General features: G+C 69.9%; 16 protein-coding genes. 5 read left to right on the top strand and 11 right to left on the bottom strand.

All coding sequences use genetic code 11. From position 1 onward, the window contains the following. Together H4W30_RS39805 and H4W30_RS39800 are read left to right on the top strand one after the other, a co-directional pair. Positions 1 to 627, top strand: coding sequence for a response regulator (locus H4W30_RS39805; RefSeq protein ID WP_016330621.1), 627 nt, complete (start codon positions 1 to 3; stop codon positions 625 to 627). Between the two features lie 71 nt (positions 628 to 698). Continuing rightward, on the top strand, positions 699 to 2,231 hold the full coding sequence (locus H4W30_RS39800; protein WP_225950801.1) for a hypothetical protein: 1,533 nt from the start codon (positions 699 to 701) through the stop codon (positions 2,229 to 2,231). Here H4W30_RS39800 and H4W30_RS39795 read toward each other — a convergent pair. The 9 genes from H4W30_RS39795 to H4W30_RS39755 all read right to left on the bottom strand — a co-directional run bounded on the left by H4W30_RS39795 (position 2,212) and on the right by H4W30_RS39755 (position 14,642). Beyond that, entirely contained in the window at positions 2,212 to 4,329 is a 2,118-nt protein-coding gene (locus tag H4W30_RS39795; RefSeq protein ID WP_192747439.1) for an ATP-binding protein, read from the bottom strand. The two genes, H4W30_RS39800 and H4W30_RS39795, sit on opposite strands and share 20 nt — an antisense overlap. Positions 4,330 to 4,392: 63 nt before the next feature. Continuing rightward, positions 4,393 to 5,019 (bottom strand): histidine phosphatase family protein, encoded by a 627-nt coding sequence (locus H4W30_RS39790; RefSeq protein ID WP_192747438.1) that lies wholly within the window; start codon positions 5,017 to 5,019, stop codon positions 4,393 to 4,395. A gap of 9 nt (positions 5,020 to 5,028) precedes the next feature. Next, the gene (locus H4W30_RS39785) at positions 5,029 to 5,661 is read right to left on the bottom strand and encodes a class F sortase (RefSeq protein WP_192747437.1); all 633 of its coding nucleotides are present in this window, start codon (positions 5,659 to 5,661) and stop codon (positions 5,029 to 5,031) included. After that, positions 5,658 to 6,266 (bottom strand): excalibur calcium-binding domain-containing protein, encoded by a 609-nt coding sequence (locus H4W30_RS39780; RefSeq protein WP_192747436.1) that lies wholly within the window; start codon positions 6,264 to 6,266, stop codon positions 5,658 to 5,660. The genes H4W30_RS39785 and H4W30_RS39780 overlap by 4 nt, the downstream gene beginning before the upstream one ends. Positions 6,267 to 6,352: 86 nt before the next feature. Next, the gene (locus tag H4W30_RS39775; protein WP_192747995.1) at positions 6,353 to 7,498 is read right to left on the bottom strand and encodes a GAF domain-containing sensor histidine kinase; all 1,146 of its coding nucleotides are present in this window, start codon (positions 7,496 to 7,498) and stop codon (positions 6,353 to 6,355) included. 14 nt (positions 7,499 to 7,512) lie between these two features. Continuing rightward, positions 7,513 to 10,755 carry a thiol reductant ABC exporter subunit CydD gene (cydD, locus tag H4W30_RS39770; RefSeq protein WP_192747435.1) on the bottom strand — a complete coding sequence of 1,081 codons (3,243 nt, stop codon included), beginning with the start codon at positions 10,753 to 10,755 and terminating at the stop codon, positions 7,513 to 7,515. Next, on the bottom strand, positions 10,752 to 11,759 hold the full coding sequence (gene cydB / locus H4W30_RS39765) for a cytochrome d ubiquinol oxidase subunit II (RefSeq protein ID WP_192747434.1): 1,008 nt from the start codon (positions 11,757 to 11,759) through the stop codon (positions 10,752 to 10,754). The genes cydD and cydB overlap by 4 nt, the downstream gene beginning before the upstream one ends. 336 nt (positions 11,760 to 12,095) lie before the next feature. Beyond that, complete coding sequence (locus H4W30_RS39760) at positions 12,096 to 13,607, bottom strand: cytochrome ubiquinol oxidase subunit I (protein ID WP_192747433.1); 1,512 nt, start codon at positions 13,605 to 13,607, stop codon at positions 12,096 to 12,098. A gap of 81 nt (positions 13,608 to 13,688) precedes the next feature. Further along, positions 13,689 to 14,642, bottom strand: coding sequence for a S41 family peptidase (locus H4W30_RS39755; protein WP_192747432.1), 954 nt, complete (start codon positions 14,640 to 14,642; stop codon positions 13,689 to 13,691). Positions 14,643 to 14,830: 188 nt separating this feature from the next. On the opposite strand from H4W30_RS39755, the gene H4W30_RS39750 reads away from it, so the two are divergent. Then, complete coding sequence (locus tag H4W30_RS39750) at positions 14,831 to 15,418, top strand: TMEM165/GDT1 family protein (RefSeq protein WP_192747994.1); 588 nt, start codon at positions 14,831 to 14,833, stop codon at positions 15,416 to 15,418. Positions 15,419 to 15,505: 87 nt separating this feature from the next. After that, complete coding sequence (locus H4W30_RS39745; protein WP_192747431.1) at positions 15,506 to 16,168, top strand: DUF998 domain-containing protein; 663 nt, start codon at positions 15,506 to 15,508, stop codon at positions 16,166 to 16,168. 4 nt (positions 16,169 to 16,172) lie between these two features. Here H4W30_RS39745 and H4W30_RS39740 read toward each other — a convergent pair whose 3' ends face one another. Next, positions 16,173 to 16,814 (bottom strand): IclR family transcriptional regulator, encoded by a 642-nt coding sequence (locus H4W30_RS39740; RefSeq protein ID WP_192747430.1) that lies wholly within the window; start codon positions 16,812 to 16,814, stop codon positions 16,173 to 16,175. Further along, the gene (locus H4W30_RS39735) at positions 16,811 to 17,665 is read right to left on the bottom strand and encodes a hypothetical protein (protein ID WP_016330606.1); all 855 of its coding nucleotides are present in this window, start codon (positions 17,663 to 17,665) and stop codon (positions 16,811 to 16,813) included. The genes H4W30_RS39740 and H4W30_RS39735 overlap by 4 nt, the downstream gene beginning before the upstream one ends. A gap of 85 nt (positions 17,666 to 17,750) precedes the next feature. On the opposite strand from H4W30_RS39735, the gene H4W30_RS39730 reads away from it, so the two are divergent. Further along, a complete protein-coding gene (locus tag H4W30_RS39730; RefSeq protein WP_192747429.1) occupies positions 17,751 to 18,923 on the top strand; it encodes a homogentisate 1,2-dioxygenase in 1,173 nt (390 codons plus the stop codon). The last annotated feature ends 53 nt before the right edge of the window (positions 18,924 to 18,976 follow it).

The raw sequence follows: 18,976 nt of genomic DNA, 5'->3' as shown, positions 1-18,976 counted from the left end.
ATGCCGATCCAGGTGCTGCTCATCGACGACCACGAGGTGGTGCGGCGCGGTCTGCGTGACCTCCTCACCGACGAGCCCGACATCGAGGTGGTCGCCGAAGCGAGCGGGGTCGACGAGGCCCTGGCCGTGGCGATGCACGTCGAGCCGGACGTCGCGGTGGTCGACGTGCGGCTCGGCGACGGCGACGGCATCGCGCTCTGCCGCGAGCTGCGGTCGAAGCCGAACCCGCCGCAGTGCCTGATGCTGACCGCGTTCGACGACGAGGAGGCCATGGTCGGCGCGATCATGGCCGGCGCGGCCGGGTACCTGCTGAAACAGGTCCGCGGCCAGGACGTCGTCAACGCGGTCCGCGAGGTCGCGGCGGGCCGGTCGCTGCTCGACCCGCTGTCGACGGCCCGGGTGCTCGACAAGCTGCGGCATCCGCCCGAGGACGAGCTCGGTTCCCTCACCGAACGCGAGCGTGAGGTGCTGGACCTGATCGGACAGGGCATGTCCAACCGGGAGATCGCGGAACGCCTGTTCCTCGCCGAGAAGACGGTGAAGAACTACGTGACGTCGGTCCTCGCGAAGCTGGGCATGCAGCGCCGCACGCAGGCCGCGGCGTGGATCGCGCGCCGGGACAGGTAGTGCGCGAAAAACGTACCCCCCCCCCGTCGTTTTGGCCGAAGGTTCCGGTCGAGCCGGGGTTCCGTTCCTGGTTGACCAACGCTCCCGAACGCCAGCTCCTCGTGGTCGTCCGGACCTTGACGACGTTGAACCGGCTTCAGGACATCCTGACCCTGACGAGTGCCGACCTCCGGATCCAGACCACCTTCACCTTCGACGAGGCGCGGCCGGGCATCCTTTCGGCCGGCGTGAGTGACGCGTTGCGCGCCCTGCGCGTCGCCGTCACGCCGTGGGAGCAGGCCGCGAAGAACACCTTCGACCTCATCCTCGCGGCGAGCGAGAACGACGCCCTGCACGAGCTGAACGGGCCGATCCTGCTGGTGCCGCACGGAATCGGTTACCAGAAGTACTACCCGGGCGGACGGGTCACGTCGGGGATGGATCCGGACCGGCTCGTGCACCACGACCGGGTGATCCCGGCGGCGATCGCGCTTTCGCATTCCGTGCAACGGGAACAGCTGAAGTCGGCCTGCCCGGAGGCGCTGGACCGGGCGGTCGTCGTCGGCGATCCCTGTCACGACCGGATGAGGGCGAGCAGGCACCGGGTGGCGGCGTATCGCGCGGCGCTCGGCGCCGGGAACCGGAAGGTCGTCGCGATCGCGTCGACCTGGGGCAGGCATTCGCTCTACGCCACGCATCCGCAGCTGCCCCACCGGCTGCTGACCGAACTGCCGCTCGACGACTACCAGATCGTCCTCACCCTGCATCCCGGCGTGTGGGCGGCGCACAGCCCGTGGCAGCTGGAGTCGTGGCTACGGCCGGAACTCGCCGCGGGGCTCACCCTCGTTCCCCCGGACCACGGCTGGCAGGCCGCGTTGCTGGCCGCAGACCTCGTGATCTCCGATCAGGGATCCGCCGCGCTGTACGCCGCCGCGGCGGGCAAACCGGTGCTTCTCACCGCGTCCGCCGCCACCACGACGGTGGACGACTCGCCGCTCGCGCTACTGACCCGGCTCGCGGCCGAAGTGACGAGCGAGGGGCTTCGCGAGCAGATCGACGCGGCCATCGAGAACCATGTTCCGGAGCGCTACCGGCCGATCGTCGACCAGGCCGTCGAGGACGCCGCTAGCGGTCCGCGGCTGGGCGATGTGCTCTACGACCTTCTGGACCTGAAGCGGCCGGATCCCCGGCCCACCTTCCCGCCCGTGCCGGATCCGGCGCCGGTGACCCATCCGGTGGCCGCGCTCGCCGCCGGATGGGACGAAACCGGGAAACTGGTCCGGTTTCCCGCCGCCACCCGGCCGGAAAGCCTGCGCCACCGGCATGTTCTCGCCCACGCGGATCAAGCGACCCTGCGCGAACTGGACGGTGCGGCCGTCGTGTTCGCCGAGGATCCGGGCCGGTTCGACGAACTGCTCACCCACTGGCCGCTCGCCCAGCTCGTCGCCGCTCCCGCCCCCGGTGGCTGTCTCGCTCGGGTCCGGGACCGCGGCGATTTCCTGCTGTCGGCGGAAATCGACCCGACCCTCCTGGCGAGTCACCTCTACCTTCTGCTCGTCTCGCACGCGGACGTCGAAGGGACGCACACGGTCGGCGGGCGGCCCGTCACCGTCGCCCGGTGTTAGCCAGGACCGAACGGAACTCGGCCTCTCGCGGATGCCCCGCGTCGAAGTACGTCTGCCAGGCACGCTGGAAGTGCGTGTGCGCCCGGCCGTGGTCGCCGCGCGCCGCGAACAGCCTGCCGAACTCCTCCTCGAACTCGGCCGTGTACTGCGTCGCGCCGGACACCAGCCGCCACGCTTCGAGCAGTTCGCGTTCGGCGTCGTCGTGGTGGCCGACCGTCCGGAGGTATTTGGCACGCACCATCGACACCCGGCCGAGGTTCCGGCTGTCCGACGCGGGGAACTGCTGTGCGGATTCGGCGAGCAACGCCCAGACGTGCTCGTACGCGCCGGCCTTCAGCAGCACGTTCGCCAGCATGCGGGTGTGGATGCCGAGCGACCGGCGGCCCGCTTCGGCCATCGCCCGGTCCAGTGTCACGGCTCGCCAGAGGAAGTCCGCGGCGGCCGGGAGAAGCCCTTTCTCTTCGTGGAACCGGCCGCAGAACTCCTGCACGGAAGATTCCAGTGCGGGGTTGTCCAGGGTCCGGACCGTTTCGAGCGCCTCTTCCAGCAGTGGCTGGGCGCGGTCGAAATCGTGCAGCAGGAAGTAGGTACGGCCTTGCTGACTGAGGATCCTCGTGGTCAGGGCCGGTTCTCCATGCCGCCTCGCCGCGAGGAGACCGAAGTGGTTGATGTGGGCGAAAAGCCGATGGTGCCCGCGGTTGAGCATGAGCACTTCCAGCGCGCCGCAGATTTGTCCGAGTTCGACGTCCCGTTCCCGCTCGTAGGCCTGGAACGCCAGCGCGCCATAGGTTTCCCGGGCGTCCTCGACCCAGTCGAGCGGCGCCTTACCCTCGAAATCCGGGGCGGGCACGGAAACCGGCTCGTAGCAACGCAGGCGGTCCGGGCTGGTGCGGTGGTCCGCGGCGACGGCCTGGTCGCGGAAGAAGAGCAACGCCCGATCGATCGCGACGTCCCGGGTCCCGCGCCGGCGCGCCCCCTCCCGGATCAGGTTGAACAGCCGCTGCCGGGGAGTGCCGGTCGGCGCCAGGAACCCCGCGTCGGTGAGTTCGTCGAGCGCGTCTCCGGCGGGCTTGCCGAAGACCGCGGTCGCCGACGCCGTCGTGAAATCGGGCCCGGGATGGGACGCCAGCAGTTCGCAGAGCTCCGCGGCGTCGGCGGACAGCTCGGCGAACGATTGCTCGAACGCCATCGCGATGACGTCGACACCGCCGAGCACCCCGGTCCGCCGGAAATCGGCCAGTACCGAGGCGACCGCGCCGGGGCCGCGCCGCAGTCGTTTGCGGATCCGGACGCCGGCCTGCACCAGGGCGAACGGCATGTGGTCGCACAGCGCGGCGAGTTCGGCGGCGGCGTCGCGTTCCGCCTCGACGGCCGCCGGATCCGACGCCTTGCCGAGGAGTTCGAGCGCGAAGTCCCGTTCGAGGGAGTCCAGTTCGATCGGCGGAGCGACGTTGCCCGCCAGCAGGTCGTCGTCCTGGCGGATGGCGGTCACCAGCACGAGACTCGACGGCGACGACGGGATCAGCTCGCGGAAGTCCGTGGCCACCTCGGCGTTGTCCAGTGCCAGGAGGAACCGGCGCCGGGCGGTGACCGACCGGTACTGGGCCCACAGCTCGGCGGGGTTCGTGGTCACCAGATTCGTCTCGACCCCGAGCGCGCGCAGGACCCTGGTCGCCACCTCCGAGCGGCGCAGCACGGTGCCGTCGCGATAGTCCGCGAGGTCGACGTAAACCTGATCGGGGTAGCGGTCGCGGAGGTCGTCCGCGAGCCGGTACACGAGCGCGCTCTTCCCGGCCCCGCGCGGACCGGTGATGACGTGGACCCCGGGCCCCGAAGCGCTCTGTCGTTCCCTGTCCCGGTCGACGAAATGCGCGGGCGAGCCCGGCACATCGCGGACGCCGGTACCGTCTCCCGCGAGGATCTCCTGCAATCGCTCGGCGAATTCGGGATCGGTTTCGCCCAGTTCCCGGACCGCCCGCTCGGCGCTGCCGGGATCCGCGAGCAGCGCCTCGACGTCCTGTGCGGTGCGGCGACGGGCGAGCCGTTTGGCCACCAGGTCCTTCACCCCGCCGGCGGCACCGACCGCCAGCGCTTTCACGGCCTCACCCAGAACGGCTTCCCACACGGCGTGTTCCCCTCGTCACGGCTCGTACCGAGGCTATCAACGATCGGCCTCGCCGGTCGGGAGATGACCGATCACGACCTGCCGGTTGTGGAAGTAGTCGTCCTCTCGCAGCACCGTGACACTGCCGGGTGAACCGCGGAAGTCGACGTACCCGGCCGATTCGAGCGGCATCCGGATCCACGCGGCGATCACGAAGGTGAGCGCACCGCCGTGCGTGACGACGATCTGGTGCTCGCAACGGCTTTCCAGGATCGACTCCATGGCCGCGTACACCCTCGCCGCCATCGCGCCTTTGGTTTCGGCGCCGGGGATTCCCTCGTCGTGCCCCAGCCGCTCGCCGGACGCGGGCGGCGGGACGAACCTGCTGTCGAGCCACGCCTGCGGTTTGCCACCGGCTTCCCCGTACGACTTCTCGCGCAGCCGCCGGTCCAGGATCGGGACCACGCCGAGCCGTTCGCCGATCAGTTCCGCGGTCCGCGCGGTGCGGCGCAGATCCGAGGAGTAGAGCTCCACCTCGTCCGGCACCTTCGCCCGCAGCGATTCGGCGACGGCGACGGCCGCGCGTTCACCGGCGGGGGTGAGTTCGGAGTCGAACCATCCGCCCACCAGGCGATCGACGTGGTGGGTGGCCTCCGGATGCGTGACGACGTAGACGGTGCGCATTCTCCGAATCTAAGCGCGCGTCAGTTTCGCGTAGGCGATGACGTTGTCGAGGTAGTTGCCGGTCGAGGAGTCGAAATCACCGCCGCAGGTGATCAGGCGCAGTTCGGGTCCGGTCGTGTCGCCGTAGACCTTCTCCGTGGGGAAGGACGCCTTCGCATGCCGTTCGACGGCGTACACGGTGAACACCGCGGTGATCCCGTCCGCGCGGTGGACGAGGGCTTGGTCGCCGGCCTTCAGTTCCTTGAGCCGGACGAAGACACCGGGGACCTTCTTGTAGTCGACGTGCCCGGCGAGGACCGCGGGCCCGATCTCGCCGGGCGCCGGGCCACCGGTGAACCAGCCGGTGGTGATCGCGTCGTGCGGCACCTCCAGGGTGCCGTCGCCGGCCAGGCCGAGGTCGATGATCTCGCCGGTGCGGACCCCGATCGCCGGGATTTCGAGCTTGGCGGGCCGGGCGGGCGCGAGCGGAGAGACCGTCGTAGGAGAAGGCGCCGCCGTGGAGATGGTGGTGGGCGGCGCCGGCGAAGCGACCTTGCCCGGCGGCGGAACGGCGCACGCGGTCAGCGCGACCGCGCACACCACCCCGATGAGGGCGCCGATGACCAGCGGAAACGGCCACCGGCGCCAGAACGCCCCGGTCATCGTTCGGCACGCCGCCGGAGCACCAGGGACGCGCCCGCCGCCGTCGCGGTCAGCAGTGCGGCGCCGGTCAGCGCGACCGCGGCGACCTCCATAGGACCACCGTTGGCCTCGCCGCCGCCGGTCGCGACGCCGCCGACGGGTTTGACCTTGACCTGGCCCGATTTCGCCGGTTCGCCGAACCGGGATTCGCAGGCGTAGCCGTCGTGGTCAGCGTCGAGTTTGTGCGGGTCTCGCGGGTTCTTCTTGAGCTCGGCCTGCGCGGCGGCCTGCGACGGGAAATCGGCGCAATCCTTGTCGGTGGATCGCGGCGCCGTAGTTTTCGTGGTGCTCGGCGGCGGGGTGGGCGTGGTCGTTTTCGTCGGCACCGTTCCGCGCTTGGGAAGTGTTTCGCAGGCGATTCCGTCGTTGTCGTCATCCAGGCGATGCGGATCGGATCGATCTTTCGCGAGTTCGGCCTGAGCGTCTTCCTGGTACTGGAAGTCACCACAGTCGAGATCGGCGATCGCGGGCGCCTCCGCCAGCGCGAACGCCACGGAAGCGGGACCGAACAAGGAGAATCCGGCGAGGATGACGGCCGTGCCGAGGGCGCGACGAACCGAGGACATGGGAAGTCCTTTCACTGGGAATTCGCGCTCCGAGCGCGTTCGATGCTCTTGAAGTCGCGCACCGGCTCCAGCTGTTACCGTTAATTTCACACGTTTTGATCGAGCGGAACGTCGAAAGCGACCAAAGTCCCGAGACTCGGGGAAGAATTGATCGAAAAGCGCCCACCGGACGTCGTCGCGCGTTCGGCGAGATGACGGAGGCCGCGTTTGGCCACTCCCTGCGGAACACCGGATCCGTTGTCCCGCACGCGGAGCTTGACGCCTTCCGCGTCACGGCTGAGCGTCACGCGGGTCTCGCTCGCCCCGGAGTGTCTGACCACATTGGACAGTGCTTCGCGCAGGGCGGCGCGGATGTGATCCGCCTGCTCGGCGGGGATGTCGGCCAGTTCCCCCGAAAGTTCGAGGGTCGGCGGGTAGCCGAGAAGCTCTCCCGCGATGCGCACCTCGCCCCGTGCGGACTCGGCGAGGTCGGTGGCGGTGGCCGTCTGGTTCGCGGGTTCCGGGCTGCGCAGGGCGCGCACGGTACCGCGGATCTCTTCGATGGTCTGGTCGAGCTGGTCGATCGCCTCGGACAGCCGCGCGCCGTCGGCCTGCGCGAACCGTTTCCGCATGTTCTTGCGGACGCGGTCGAGCTGCATCCCGGCGCCGTAGAGGCGCTGCACGATGACGTCGTGCAGCTCGCGCGCGATGCGTTCCCGCTCTTGGTAGAGGGTGACGCGATGCCGGGCGTTGGCGCCTTCCGCCAGCGCCAGCACCACACCCGCCTGCGCGGCGAACGCCGTGAGCACCTCGACCGTGCTGGCGGAGAACGGTTCCCCGCCGTGGCGGCGGTACACGGTGAGCGCGCCGAGGACGCGCCCGCCCGCGCCGAACGCCGACGCGGCGAACGGCCCGAAGCCCTGAAGCTCCGGCGGTACGAACGGCGCCGTGCGGGGATCGACGGTGAAATCCTCGCTGACCACCGGTTTCCCGCCCCTGGCGACCTGGCCGGCGGCGGAATCGGCGGAAAAGGCCAGCCCCCGGAGGCCCTGGGTGGTGTCCCCGTGCGCGGCCTCGGCGACCACCTGGCCGTCGTCGGCGCGCACCATGACGAGACCGAGGTCTGCCTCGGCCAGTTCGACGGCGCGGGCGACCACGGTCTCCAGCACGTCGCCCGGGTCTTCACCCGACAGGGCGGTGCCGGTGATCTCGGTGGCGGCGGACAGTGCGCGCGCGGCAAGCGTGGGATCCATGAGCGCTGTCGACATTAGTCGGCTCCGGCCATCGCGCGCGCTGTGACGCGGCCCTCCCGCACCTCCAGGATCACGTCCGCGCCGTCTGCTTCGGCGGCGTTGTGCGTGACGTGGACGACGGTCTTTCCGGCGAGCGCCTCGCCGAGCCGTTCGCGGACGGTGCGCGCGGTGGGCTCGTCGAGGTGGGCGGTGGGCTCGTCGAGCAGCACCAGATCGGCCCGCGCGGCACCGAGCACGGCCCGCGCCAGCGCGACCCGCTGCGCCTGCCCGCCCGAAAGCCCGGCGCCGGCGCTGTCGAGCATCGTCGTGAGCTCGACGTCCTCGAGAACCGCCTGGTACAAGGCTTTCCGCAGGTCGGCCTCGGACGCCGTCGGCTGGGCAAGGCGCAGGTTCTCGGCGACCGTGGTCGAGACGAGCATCGGTTCCTGCGGCGCCCAGGCGACGTTGTCGGGAACGGCGACGTCGCCCTTGCTCGGCTTGAGGAAACCGAGCAGGGCCGCGACGAGCGTCGATTTCCCGGCGCCGCTCGGGCCGACGACGGCGACGTGCGTGCCGGGCGCGATGTCCAGGTCGACCCCGGTGAGGACCGGGCGCTCCGTGCCGGGCCAGCCGAGGTCGGCGTTGCGGATCCGCACCCCGCCGGTGCCAGGAACGACGCTTTCCTCGCAGGGAAAGGCCCGTTCATCGCACGCGGCGAGGCGCAGACGGGCCTGGCGCAGGGTGTCCCAGTGCTGCGCGGCGGGCGGAAGAAGGGAGAGGACCTCCGCCAGCGCGAGCGGCACCAAGGCGACCACGGGCGCGAGGACCGGGTTCAGCGCGCCGGCGGCGACGGCGCTCACGGCGAACCCGGTGCTCACGACGGTGGCGCCCCCTGTCGCCAGGATGATCAGGGCGTCGGCCGCTCCGGCGCCGAAGGCCTGTCGCCGGGCTTCGGCGGTCAGCGCCGCGTCGGTCGTGGCGATTCGGCGACGTCGCTCTTTGTCGACCCCGTACGCGATCAGTTCGGCGGCGGCTTCGAACAGGCTCAGCACCTGCGCCGAAACCGAACGCCGTCCGGCGGCCAGCGCACTGGTCGCGCGGCGTTCCGCCCGGAGCGCGAGCAGCGGCGCGAACGCGCTGACCAGCACCGCCGCGGCCAGCGCGAGCCCGGCTTCGGGCAGCACGGTGACCTGGACCGCGACGGCGCCGACGGCCACCAGCGCGACCACGATCAGCGGCGTGATCACGCGCGGGAGCAGGTCGCGCACGGTGTCGGTGTCGCCGACGAGCCGTCGCTGCTCCTCACCGGCCCGAAGAGCGCGTGCCGGGCCGAGCCGCACCAGCGACTCCCACAGCCGGACGCGCAGGCTTCCGGCGATCCGGAACGCGGCGTCGTGCGTGACCAGCCGTTCGAGGTAGCGGAGCCCCGCGCGGGCGAGGCCGAACGTCCGCACGCCGACGATCAGCACCGTCAGCGTCAGGATCGGCGGCTGTTGCGACGCTTTGGCGATCAGCCAGCCCGAAAGCGCGGTCAGCGCGACCCCGGCGAGCAACGCGGCGGCGCCGAGCAACGCCCCACCGAAGAACCTGGGGTGCAGCAGGTCGCGCCAGGGCAGCGGTTTGACTACCCGCGCTTCTTCCACGACTCCGGCTTCGGGGATCGCGTTGGTCGATATGTCGACACCGGACGTGCGCTCGTGCGCGGCGATGATCGCGGCGGCCCCCTCGTCGACGGCTTTGCGGACCGCGGTCATGACGAGTGCGGCGTTGGCCTCGTCGAGGTGGGCGGTGGGTTCGTCGAGCAGGAGCAGCCACGCGCCCGACCGGGCCCGCGTCAGCGCCCGCGCCACCGCGACACGCTGCCGTTGCCCCTGTGACAGCTTGGAAACCGACCGCTCGGCGAGCCCGGCGAGGTCGAGTTCGGCGAGGAAGTCTTCGCCGCCGGCCTCCTCGCGGACCGTGCCCCCGCCGAACACCGGCGACTGCGGCACCCAGGCGACGTTCTCGCGCCACCGCTCCACGTCGGCGTCGGCGAGGTCGGTGCCGCCGACGGTGATCGTCCCGTCGTGCGCTTGCACGAAACCGAGCAGCGTGGCGAGCGTCGTCGATTTGCCACCGCCGCTGGGCGCGCGCAGCCAGGTGATCTCGCCGGGCCGGACGCTGAACGTCTCCCCGTCGGGCGCGAATCCGCCGCGCCTGACGACGCGCAGTCCGCGGACGTCGATCTCGCCCTTGGCGGGTGACCCGGAACCGTGGGGCGGCAAGGGTTCCGCGAGCACGTCCGCGACGCGGCGGACGGCCTCGACGCCGTCTTCGCTGGCGTGGAACGCGGCACCGACCGCGCGCAGCGGCTGATAGCACTCGGGCACGAGGATCAGCACGCCGAGCCCGATGGCCAGTGGCAGATCGCCGGAGACCAGGCGGACACCGATGACGACCGCGACCAGCGCGACCGAAAGCGTCGCGATCAGTTCCAGCGCGAACGCCGACGCGAACGCGACCTTCAACGTCTTGAGTGTCGTGCGGCGATGACGTTCGGAGATCTTCCGGACCGTCTCGGCCTGCGCCCCGGCGCGGCGGAAAGCGCTGAGGATCGGCAGGGCGCGGACGAGTTCGAGCAAGTGCCCCGACAGGCGTTGCTCGGCGTCGGCGGCTTCGGCGACGCGCTCGGCGGTGTGCTTGCCGATCAGGATCGCGAACAGCGGCACCAGCGGCACGGTGATCACGACGAGCACGGCCGACGGCCAGTCGGCGAACAGGATCGCGACGCCCGCGGCGAGCGGCACGATCGCGGCGGTCACCAGCGCCGGGAGGTACTGGGTGAAGTAGGCGTCGAGCGCGTCGAGTCCCTTGGTGGTCAACGACGTCAGCTCGCCGTGACCTCGGCGCGCGATCCATTCCGGACCGAGTTTCAACGCGTGGTCGAGAGCTTTGGCGCGCAGCTCCTCCTTCGCGCGGGCGGCCGCGCGAACGGAAACGATCCGCACCGCCCAGCCGGTCAACGCGCGCCCTGCGACGAGCGCGAGCAGCACGGCCAGCTGGGCGGTGCGGTCCCCCGGTGTTCCGCGGACGACCGCGGAGAGGACGTCGGCGAGCAGGAAAGCCTGCCCCACCAGCAGGATCGCGTTGACGAAGGACAGGATTCCGCTGAGGATCAACGCCCGGCGCGCCGCACTCGAAAGTGGAGCCAGCGCGCCGAGCGGACCCTTCCCCGGTCGCGCTGGGTCCATTGTGGACTCCGTGGCGGAAAGGGTGTCGCGGCCGGGAAGTTCGGTCATGGTGCGTGCACCGGTGGGATGTGCCGGGTGCCGATGCGCTTGCGGAACACCCAGTACGTCCAGCCTTGGTAGATCAGGACGGCGGGAGCGCCGAACAGCGCGACCCAGGTCATCACGGTCAACGTGTACGGGCTCGACGCCTCGCCCGCGATCGTCAACGTGTTCGCGGCGTCCAATGTGGACGGCAGGACGTTCGGGTACAGGGCGACGAAGATCGCGACGGCGGAAGCCGCGATGACCCCGCCGAGCGCGGCGAACGCCTGTCCTTCGCGGCCCATGCGGATCTTGAACCACGCGACGACCGCGGCGACGACGGCGAGACCGATGAGGAACAGCGTCCACAGGTCACCCGAGCGCAACTGCACGACGATCAGGAACGCGAGCAACGGCAGGAGCGCGACCGGGAGCAGGCGGGTGGCCAGGTTCCGTGCCCGGTGGCGGAGGTCGCCTTCGGTCTTGAGCGCGAGGAAGGCGGCGCCGTGGACCAGCGAGAACCCGACGACCGCGATCGCGCCGAGCAGCGTTTCGAGGCTGAGGGCGGCGAACGGGCCGCCGACGCGGTTGCCGTCGGCGTCGAGCGGGAGGCCGAGGACGGTGGTCGCGAGGAGCAGGCCGACGCCGAACGGCGGGACCCACGAACCGATGCCGATGACCCGGTCCCAGTTGCGGCGCCAGCGATCGGAGTCGACCTTGCCGCGGTATTCGAACGCGACGCCGCGGCCGATGAGGGCGAGCAGGACCACCAGGAGCGGGAGGTACGCGGCCGAGAAGAGCGACGCGTACCAGCCGGGGAACGCGGCGAACATCGCGCCGCCGGCGACGATCAGCCAGACCTCGTTGCCGTCCCAGACCGGGCCGATCGTGTTGACCATGACGCGGCGCTCGGTGTTGTCCTTCGCGAGGACCGGCATGAGCATGCCGACGCCGAAGTCGAAGCCTTCGAGGAAGAGGTAGCCGAGCCAGAACAGGGCGATGACGCAGAACCAGATCGTTTCGAGGGTCATCGGATGCTCACTTTCCTGGGCTTGGGCCTCCGGTGCTTCCGGGGCTGAAGGACGCCTTCGGCCCGCTGTCCGGTCGCCTCGCCCGTCACGTAGCCGACCCGAGGGTTGCGAAAGCCACTTTCGCAACCTTGAGCGTTGCGAAAGTGGCTTTCGCAACCCGTCCTGGCCGCCCGGAAGCCGCCCTTCCAGCCCCGGTCGCCCTGAGTTATCCACAACCGCTCGAGTTGTCCACAGATCGGCTGTGGGTAACCCGCCTGAGCGATACCCCCGATACGCTGGGTGCGGGGCCGTCCCCCGGGAAGGGCGGGGGGCTGGGTAGGTGACGTCAAGAGGCGATCAGTAGGCGAAGGCCAGCGCGTCGTCATCGCCGTCACCGCCTTTCGAGTCGTCGTTCTTGCTGGTCGAGGCCGGTTTCTTGGGTGGCATGACGGCGTCCACGCCGCCCCGGACGTACTTCCGCATCAGGTAGACCTCGACCACGCCGAGCACCGCGTAGACGGTCGTCAGGGCGATCAGCGACGTCCAGACCTCGCCTGTGGACAACTTCGAGACCGCCTGCGCGGTGAACATCCACACCCCGTCGACACCGGTCGGGTTCGGCACCACCACGAACGGCTGACGGCCCATCTCGGTGAAGATCCAGCCGGCGCTGTTGCCGATGAACGGCGTCGCGATCCCGCCGAGCACCATCCACGGGAACCATCGCTGCCCGGGGATCCGCCCACGCCGGGTCAGCCACAGCGCGAGCAAACCGATCCCGGCCGAGATCGCGCCGAAGCCGATCATCGCGCGGAAACCCCAGTAGGTCACCGGTAGGTTGGGCACGTAGTCGATCGGCTTGCCCGCCAGCGAACCGAGCTGCGGGTCGTCCGGATAGTTCGTGCCGTACTTCGCCTGGTATTCGGTGATCAGGTTCTCCACGCCCTTGACCTCGGTCGAGAAGTCGTTGTGCGCCAAGAACGAGAGCAGGGCGGGCACGTTGAACGTCTTGACGTCCTCGCAGTTCGCGTTCCGCACGTCGCCGATCGCGATGATCGAGAAGCTCGCCGGTTTCTCCGTGTGGCACAACGCTTCCGCCGACGCCATCTTCATCGGCTGCTGCTCGAACATCAGCTTGCCCTGGAAGTCGCCGGTGATCGCCAGCACCGCGAACGCCACCACACCGGTCCAGCCGCCGAGACGCAACGACGAACGCCACACCGCGCGGTGCTCGTCGTCCTCCGAACGCTTGCGCCACAGCTGCCAGCCGGCGACACCGACCAGGAACGCCGCCGCCACCGAGAAGGCGCCCGCGAGCGTGTGCGGGATCGCGGCCAGCGCGGTGTTGTTCGTCAGCACCGCCCAGATCGAGTTCATCGTCGGCTTCCCGTCGACGAATTCGACCCCGACCGGATGCTGCATCCACGAGTTCGCCGCCAGGATGAAGTACGCGGACGCCACCGTCGCCAGGGAGTACGCCCACGCGCACGCCAGGTGGACCTTCTTCGGCAGCTTGTCCCAGCCGAAGATCCACAGCCCCAGGAAGGTCGACTCGACGAAGAACGCGACGAGTCCCTCCATCGCCAGCGGCGCGCCGAAAACGTCACCCACGAACCGCGAGTACGCGCTCCAGTTCATCCCGAACTGGAACTCCTGCACGATGCCGGTGACCACGCCCATCGCGAAGTTGACCAGCAGGAGTTTCCCCCAGAACTTGGTCATCTTCAGGTACCGCTGATCACCCGTCCGGACCCACGCCGTCTGCATCCCGGCGACCAGGACCGAAAGCCCGATGGTCAGCGGGACCATCAGGAAGTGATAGACGGTGGTGATGCCGAACTGCCACCGAGCGAGATCGAGAACTTCCACACCTCAAGCCTGCTCAACGCCCGTTGAGCCCGCCAGTCCAAGTGGTCCCGATCTCGCCGGGACGTAGGTCCCGCGCCCAGGTCAGCCGAGGCCGGCGAGTGTGAGTCGCGCCTCGTCGGCGATCTGCCGCCGCACGTCCGAATCCCCCAGTGTCAGCACGTGTTCCAGCGCCAACGCGTACGCCGTGTCGAAAGCGGCCTCGACGTCGGCGGCGATGTCGGGCTGGACGCCGACGCCTTCCCAGTTGGTCCCCGTGACCGGGTTCACGGCCCGTCCACCCGGGACGGTGACATCCAGGTGGGTGTCCACTTTGTACTGTCTCCGCGGGTTGGCCCCGCCGCCGGTGACCGCGCCGACCGTCTTCGCCCGCCCCAGTTGCTGCAACGAGTAGCTCAGATCCTCGGCACCGGAGAACGTCGTCGGCCCGGTCAGCACCCACACCGGCTTGTCCGCGCCGAACTTCCGGCCCGGTACGTACGGCATTGTCCAGAACTGGTTCGTCACGTCGCCGTCACGCAGATAGATACTGTTGAAATGCGTCGGCTCGCCGACCAGGTAGCTGATGATCAGCGCGACCGCCATCGGATCCCCGCCCCGGTTCTCGCGGACATCGATGATCAGCGCGTCGGTGGTCGCGAGCAGCGTCATCGCCGCGGCCAGCGCCTCGCCGGCGATGTCCGGCCCGTAGAGCAGCTTGGTCTCCAGGTAGCCGACGTTGCCCGCCAGCCGCCGCGCCGACGCGATGCCATGACCGTTCAGCTCCGCCTCGCGCCGATACTGCTCGGGATCGAACGACTCCCCCTCCACCTCGGGCAACGGGTCGACGTGATGCCGTAGCCGCAGGTGTTTGTCCCCGTTGACCGATTGCAGATCCGCGGTGACCGCGACGGCGAACGCCTGATCGTCGAGCCCCGCGTACGCGCCGTCACGCAGCCGCGCCCGCAGGAACACGGTCAGCTTCTCGGCGACGTCGGGGAACACGTAGTGCTCCTTCAGCCGCTGGCACACGTCCTCGATCCGCGCTCTCTCGTCCATGCGCCCGGACGCTACCAGCGGAGCCGGAAAAAAGAATTCGGTTTACCGAAATCCCAATTCCGCCCCGCCGCGAAAAACAATTCGCCCGCACATGCCGTGCGATTCGGAAAAGCCATCAGCTTGCCTTTCTCTGAATCGCCCCTTTATCGTTGCAGTGAAAGGGGTGAAGCACCGTCATGTCGAGCTCGATGTTGGCGCTGATCAGCGCGTTTGGCCTGGTACTGGCCGTGGAGCTACCGGACAAGACCCTCGTCGCCACCCTCGTTCTCACCACCCGTTTCCGCGCATGGCCGGTATTCGCCGGGGTCACCGCCGCATTCGCCGTGCAATCCGCGATCGCCGCCACCTTCGGCAGTGTGCTCACTTTGCTGCCGGAGACACTGGTGACGGTGATCGTCGCCGCGATGTTCGGTATCGGCGCGTTCATGCTTCTTCGCGAAGGGTTCAGCCCCGGCAAGGACGGCGGCGAGGACGCGTCGCGTTCCGGGCCGAGCCCCGCGACCTTCTTCCGCTCCGCGCTGACGTCGTTCGGAGTGCTGTTCGCCGCCGAATGGGGTGACGCCTCCCAGCTCGCGACGGCCAGTCTCACGGCCCGCTTCGGCAACCCGTTCGCGGTCGCCCTCGGCTCCTTCGTCGCGCTTGTCGCCGTCGCCGGGCTCGCCGTCTTCATCGGCGCGAAGGTCCGCAGCCGGATCCGCCCCAAGCTCATCCAGCGCGTGGCGGGTTTCGTCTTCGCCGGGTTCTCGCTGTTCGCGCTGGCCCAGCTGGTGTTCTGACCGCACGGGTTCTTCACAGGTTCGCCGGGTAACCTTTCGGGAACGAAAAGGTGAACACCCGCCCCGACTTGCCTGGAGAAACCGGTCGTGACCTCGCCGAAGACACTTGCCGTCTCCCCTGTGCACGGCAGGCTCGCGGTCTTCGGCATGGCCGTCGCGGTCGCCATCTCGATCGATCTGCACCTGAGGCTGTCCAGCCAGGTCAGCCCGATCTGGCAGACGCTGTCCGAGTACGTCTACGGCTACCTCTCGCCCGGTTCGACGGCGGCACCACTGTTCGGCGCGATGTGCCTGGCGCTGGGCTTCGGCTCGCTCGCGCTCCTCGGCGGGATCGCGAAAGCGCACCGCAAGGGCTACGAGTCCGTTCTCGCTCTACTCGGCGTGTGGTGTGCCGGGCTGTTCGTCCTCGCGCTCGTTCCCGTCGACCCCGAGGGCCAGGCCCGCTCACTGGCCGGGCAGATCCACAACTACGCGGCGCTGGCGGCCTTCCTGGCGCTTCCCGCCGCCGACTGGGTGCTGACCCGCCGCAGCCGGGCGCGATGCCCGTGGGAGCCGCGCCGCACGACGATCCGGCGGCTCGCGGTGGCCAGCTTCGCCGCGGTGGTGATCGTGCTCGGCGGGTTCGTCTGGACGATGCTCACCGGCCCGTCGCATCAAGAGGTCACGCTCGGCCTGTTCGAGCGGCTGCTGTTCGCGGTCGACCTCACGCTGCTGGCGACCATGGTCCGCCCGCTGCTCAGCCACCGCTGACGGCCTACTCGGGCTGTTTCAGCACCTCGGCCAGCCGGACGGCGGCCGCCACGACCGCCGGGCCGGCCACGGACGCGTCCAGCGGTTCGAGGGACACGACGCCGACGCTGGCCTTCAGGCCGGGCACCCCGCGCACGGGCGCGGCGACCCCGGACGCCCCCGCCTCCAGCTCACCCGACGAGGTGACCCAGCCTTCGCCGCCGCCGGGACGCAGCGTGATCGCCTTGCCCGCGGCACCGGCGGACAGCGGATGCCGGGTCCCGACGCGGTAGGCGACGTGGAAGCTCGTCCAGGACGGTTCGACGACCGCGACGGCCTGCGCCTGGTCCCCCTGAGCGACCGACAGGTGCGCCGTCGCGCCGACCTTCTCCGCGAGCTCGCGCAGCACCGGCCTCGCGGCCTCGCGGAGCTGCGGGAGCACCTGCCCGGCGAGCCGGAGCAGGCCGACCCCCAGCCGCACCTTGTTGCCGTCGCGCCACACCAGGCCGCGTTCGGACAGCGGGACGAGCAGCCGGTAGACGGCGGCCCGGCTCGCGCCGATGGCGACGGCGAGCTCGGAGATCGTCGCCGCCTCTCCGCCGGCGTCCGCGACCGCTTGGAGCAGTGCGAGCCCGCGGTCCAGAGTCAGCGACCCTTCGCGAGTCACAACAACCCGAGTTCCCCGAGGTCGGCGACCGGCTCGTCGAACGAAGCCGCCGCGTACGAGGCGAAGAGCCCGCGAACGGCCTTCGCCGCCTCGTCCGACATCCCCTTGGCCTCGGCGGCCAGCGCGGCGCCGTCGGTCGATTCGAGGGCGGCGCGCACGTCGCCACCCGAAAGGCAGCGCGCGGACGCCACGATCAGGTTCAGGAACCCGTGGTGGGTGAAACCGCTCGACTCCTCGGTGTGCCGGACGGCGCGGTGCAGGCTGTTCGTCGCCTTGAACGAGGCCCCGGTCGAGCCGCTGACCACCGCGAGGAAGTCGGCGACCTCGTCGACGCTGGGGAAGTTCTCGCCCGCCTTGCCGCCGCAGCGGATCTTCGGCCAGCTGCCGTGCTCGATCACCTTGCGGACGCCGTCCAGCCAGCCGACGCCGCGCCGCGGCTCGACCACGCGGATGACGTCCTCGGGCACGAATTCGGAGACGCGCTCCAGCCAGACCTCGTCGACGTCCGACGGCGCCGGCATCTCCACCATGCGCAGGCTGAGGATCTCGCTGCGCGACTCGACGATCGAAATCGCCTTCGGGACGCCGCCGAGGCCGGTGTCGATGATGAGCGACAGCGGCAGCGGTTCCTTGGGTTTGATCTTGATGAGCTCCGTGATGAGCTCGGGCAGCCGCGACGCCTGGCACAGGAACACACCGAGGACGCCGGAGTGCTCACCGGCCCTCGACGCGAAGTGCGCTCGCAGCGCTTCGGGCATGGACGCCTCACCGGGCGGGAACAACGCCGAGTCGTCGACGAGCCGCGCGAACAGGGGAGGGATTCCTCGGGGGCCGGGTGGCGTGAGTTCCACAGCGCTTGACACGACTGACACGCTAGTAGCGTACGACATCAGGACAAAATCGTTCGCACAACGGACACGTTCCGGGGAGATTCCGATGCCTTACTACCGGCAGGTAGGCGAGATCCCGCACAAGCGCCACACGGCGTTCCGCAAGCCCGACGGGGGCCTGTACGCCGAGGAACTGATGGGTGTCGAGGGCTTCTCGGCGGACTCGGCGCTGCTGTATCACCGCGGGCTGCCCACCGCGATCGTCGACGCGGTCGCGATCGAGGACGAGCGCGGTCCCATCACCCCGAACCACCCGCTCAAGCCCCGCGCCTTCAAGACCCACGACCTCAAGTTCGGCGACGCCGACGCGGTGACCGACCGGCGTCGGCTGTTCGGCAACGCCGACGTCACCATCGGTTTCGTCCACGCGACCAAGCCGTCGCCGCTTTACCGCAACGCCGCGGGCGACGAACTGTTCTACGTCCAGGGCGGTGGCGCGACCGTCGAGACGATCTACGGCACCCTGGAAGTCGGTGACGGCGACTACCTCGTCATCCCGACGTCGTGCACCTATCGCGTGCTCCCGCACGCCGACGGGGTCAAGCTGCTGACCATCGAGGCGCGCGGCCACATCGGCCCGCCGAAGCGGTACCTGTCGGCGAAGGGCCAGTTCCTGGAGCACTCGCCGTACTGCGAACGCGACATCCGCGGCCCGTCGGAGCCGCTGGTCGTCGACGGCACCGACGTCGAGGTCCTCGTGCGGCACCGCGCCGGGCTGACGCGCTACACCTACGCGACCCACCCGTTCGACGTCGTCGGCTGGGACGGCTGCCTGTACCCGTGGGTGTTCAACATCGACGACTTCGAGCCGATCACCGGCCGCGTGCACCAGCCGCCGCCCGTGCACCAGACGTTCGAGGGCCCGAACTTCGTGGTCTGCTCGTTCTGCCCGCGCAAGGTCGACTACCACCCCGAGTCGATCCCGGTGCCTTACAACCACGCGAACGTCGACTCCGACGAGCTGATGTTCTACGTCCGCGGGAACTACGAGGCACGCAAGGGTTCCGGGATCGAGGTCGGCTCGCTTTCGCTGCACCCGTCCGGTTTCACGCACGGGCCGCAGCCCGGGGCGGCGGAGGCGTCGATCGGGGCGCAGTTCTTCGACGAGACCGCGGTTATGGTGGACACCTTCGCGCCGCTGGACCTCGGTGAGGCGGCGGACGCGTCGGAGGACCACGGCTACGCCTGGACCTGGTCCGGCCGGGGCCCCGGCGCCTGATTTCCCCGTCGCGGCCATGGCGGGATAAGTACCGCCATGGCCGCAACGGTTCG

The sequence above is a fragment of the Amycolatopsis roodepoortensis genome (genome assembly GCF_014873915.1).
GTDB classification, from domain to species: Bacteria; Actinomycetota; Actinomycetes; order Mycobacteriales; family Pseudonocardiaceae; genus Amycolatopsis; species Amycolatopsis roodepoortensis.
Note: the sequence above shows the minus strand (reverse complement) of the source record. Positions and strands in the feature narration are given on the sequence as shown.

What these genes read in the sequence shown, in the direction of transcription:
- H4W30_RS39805 (WP_016330621.1), top strand. Translation starts at nt 1, where the DNA reads ATGCCGATCCAGGTGCTGCTCATCGACGACCACGAGGTGGTGCGGCGC.
- H4W30_RS39790 (WP_192747438.1), bottom strand. Translation starts at nt 5,019, where the DNA reads ATGCGCACCGTCTACGTCGTCACGCATCCGGAGGCCACCCACCACGTC.
- H4W30_RS39785 (WP_192747437.1), bottom strand. Translation starts at nt 5,661, where the DNA reads ATGACCGGGGCGTTCTGGCGCCGGTGGCCGTTTCCGCTGGTCATCGGC.
- H4W30_RS39780 (WP_192747436.1), bottom strand. Translation starts at nt 6,266, where the DNA reads ATGTCCTCGGTTCGTCGCGCCCTCGGCACGGCCGTCATCCTCGCCGGA.
- H4W30_RS39775 (WP_192747995.1), bottom strand. Translation starts at nt 7,498, where the DNA reads ATGGATCCCACGCTTGCCGCGCGCGCACTGTCCGCCGCCACCGAGATC.
- cydD (WP_192747435.1), bottom strand. Translation starts at nt 10,755, where the DNA reads ATGACCGAACTTCCCGGCCGCGACACCCTTTCCGCCACGGAGTCCACA.
- cydB (WP_192747434.1), bottom strand. Translation starts at nt 11,759, where the DNA reads ATGACCCTCGAAACGATCTGGTTCTGCGTCATCGCCCTGTTCTGGCTC.
- H4W30_RS39755 (WP_192747432.1), bottom strand. Translation starts at nt 14,642, where the DNA reads ATGGACGAGAGAGCGCGGATCGAGGACGTGTGCCAGCGGCTGAAGGAG.
- H4W30_RS39750 (WP_192747994.1), top strand. Translation starts at nt 14,831, where the DNA reads ATGTTGGCGCTGATCAGCGCGTTTGGCCTGGTACTGGCCGTGGAGCTA.
- H4W30_RS39730 (WP_192747429.1), top strand. Translation starts at nt 17,751, where the DNA reads ATGCCTTACTACCGGCAGGTAGGCGAGATCCCGCACAAGCGCCACACG.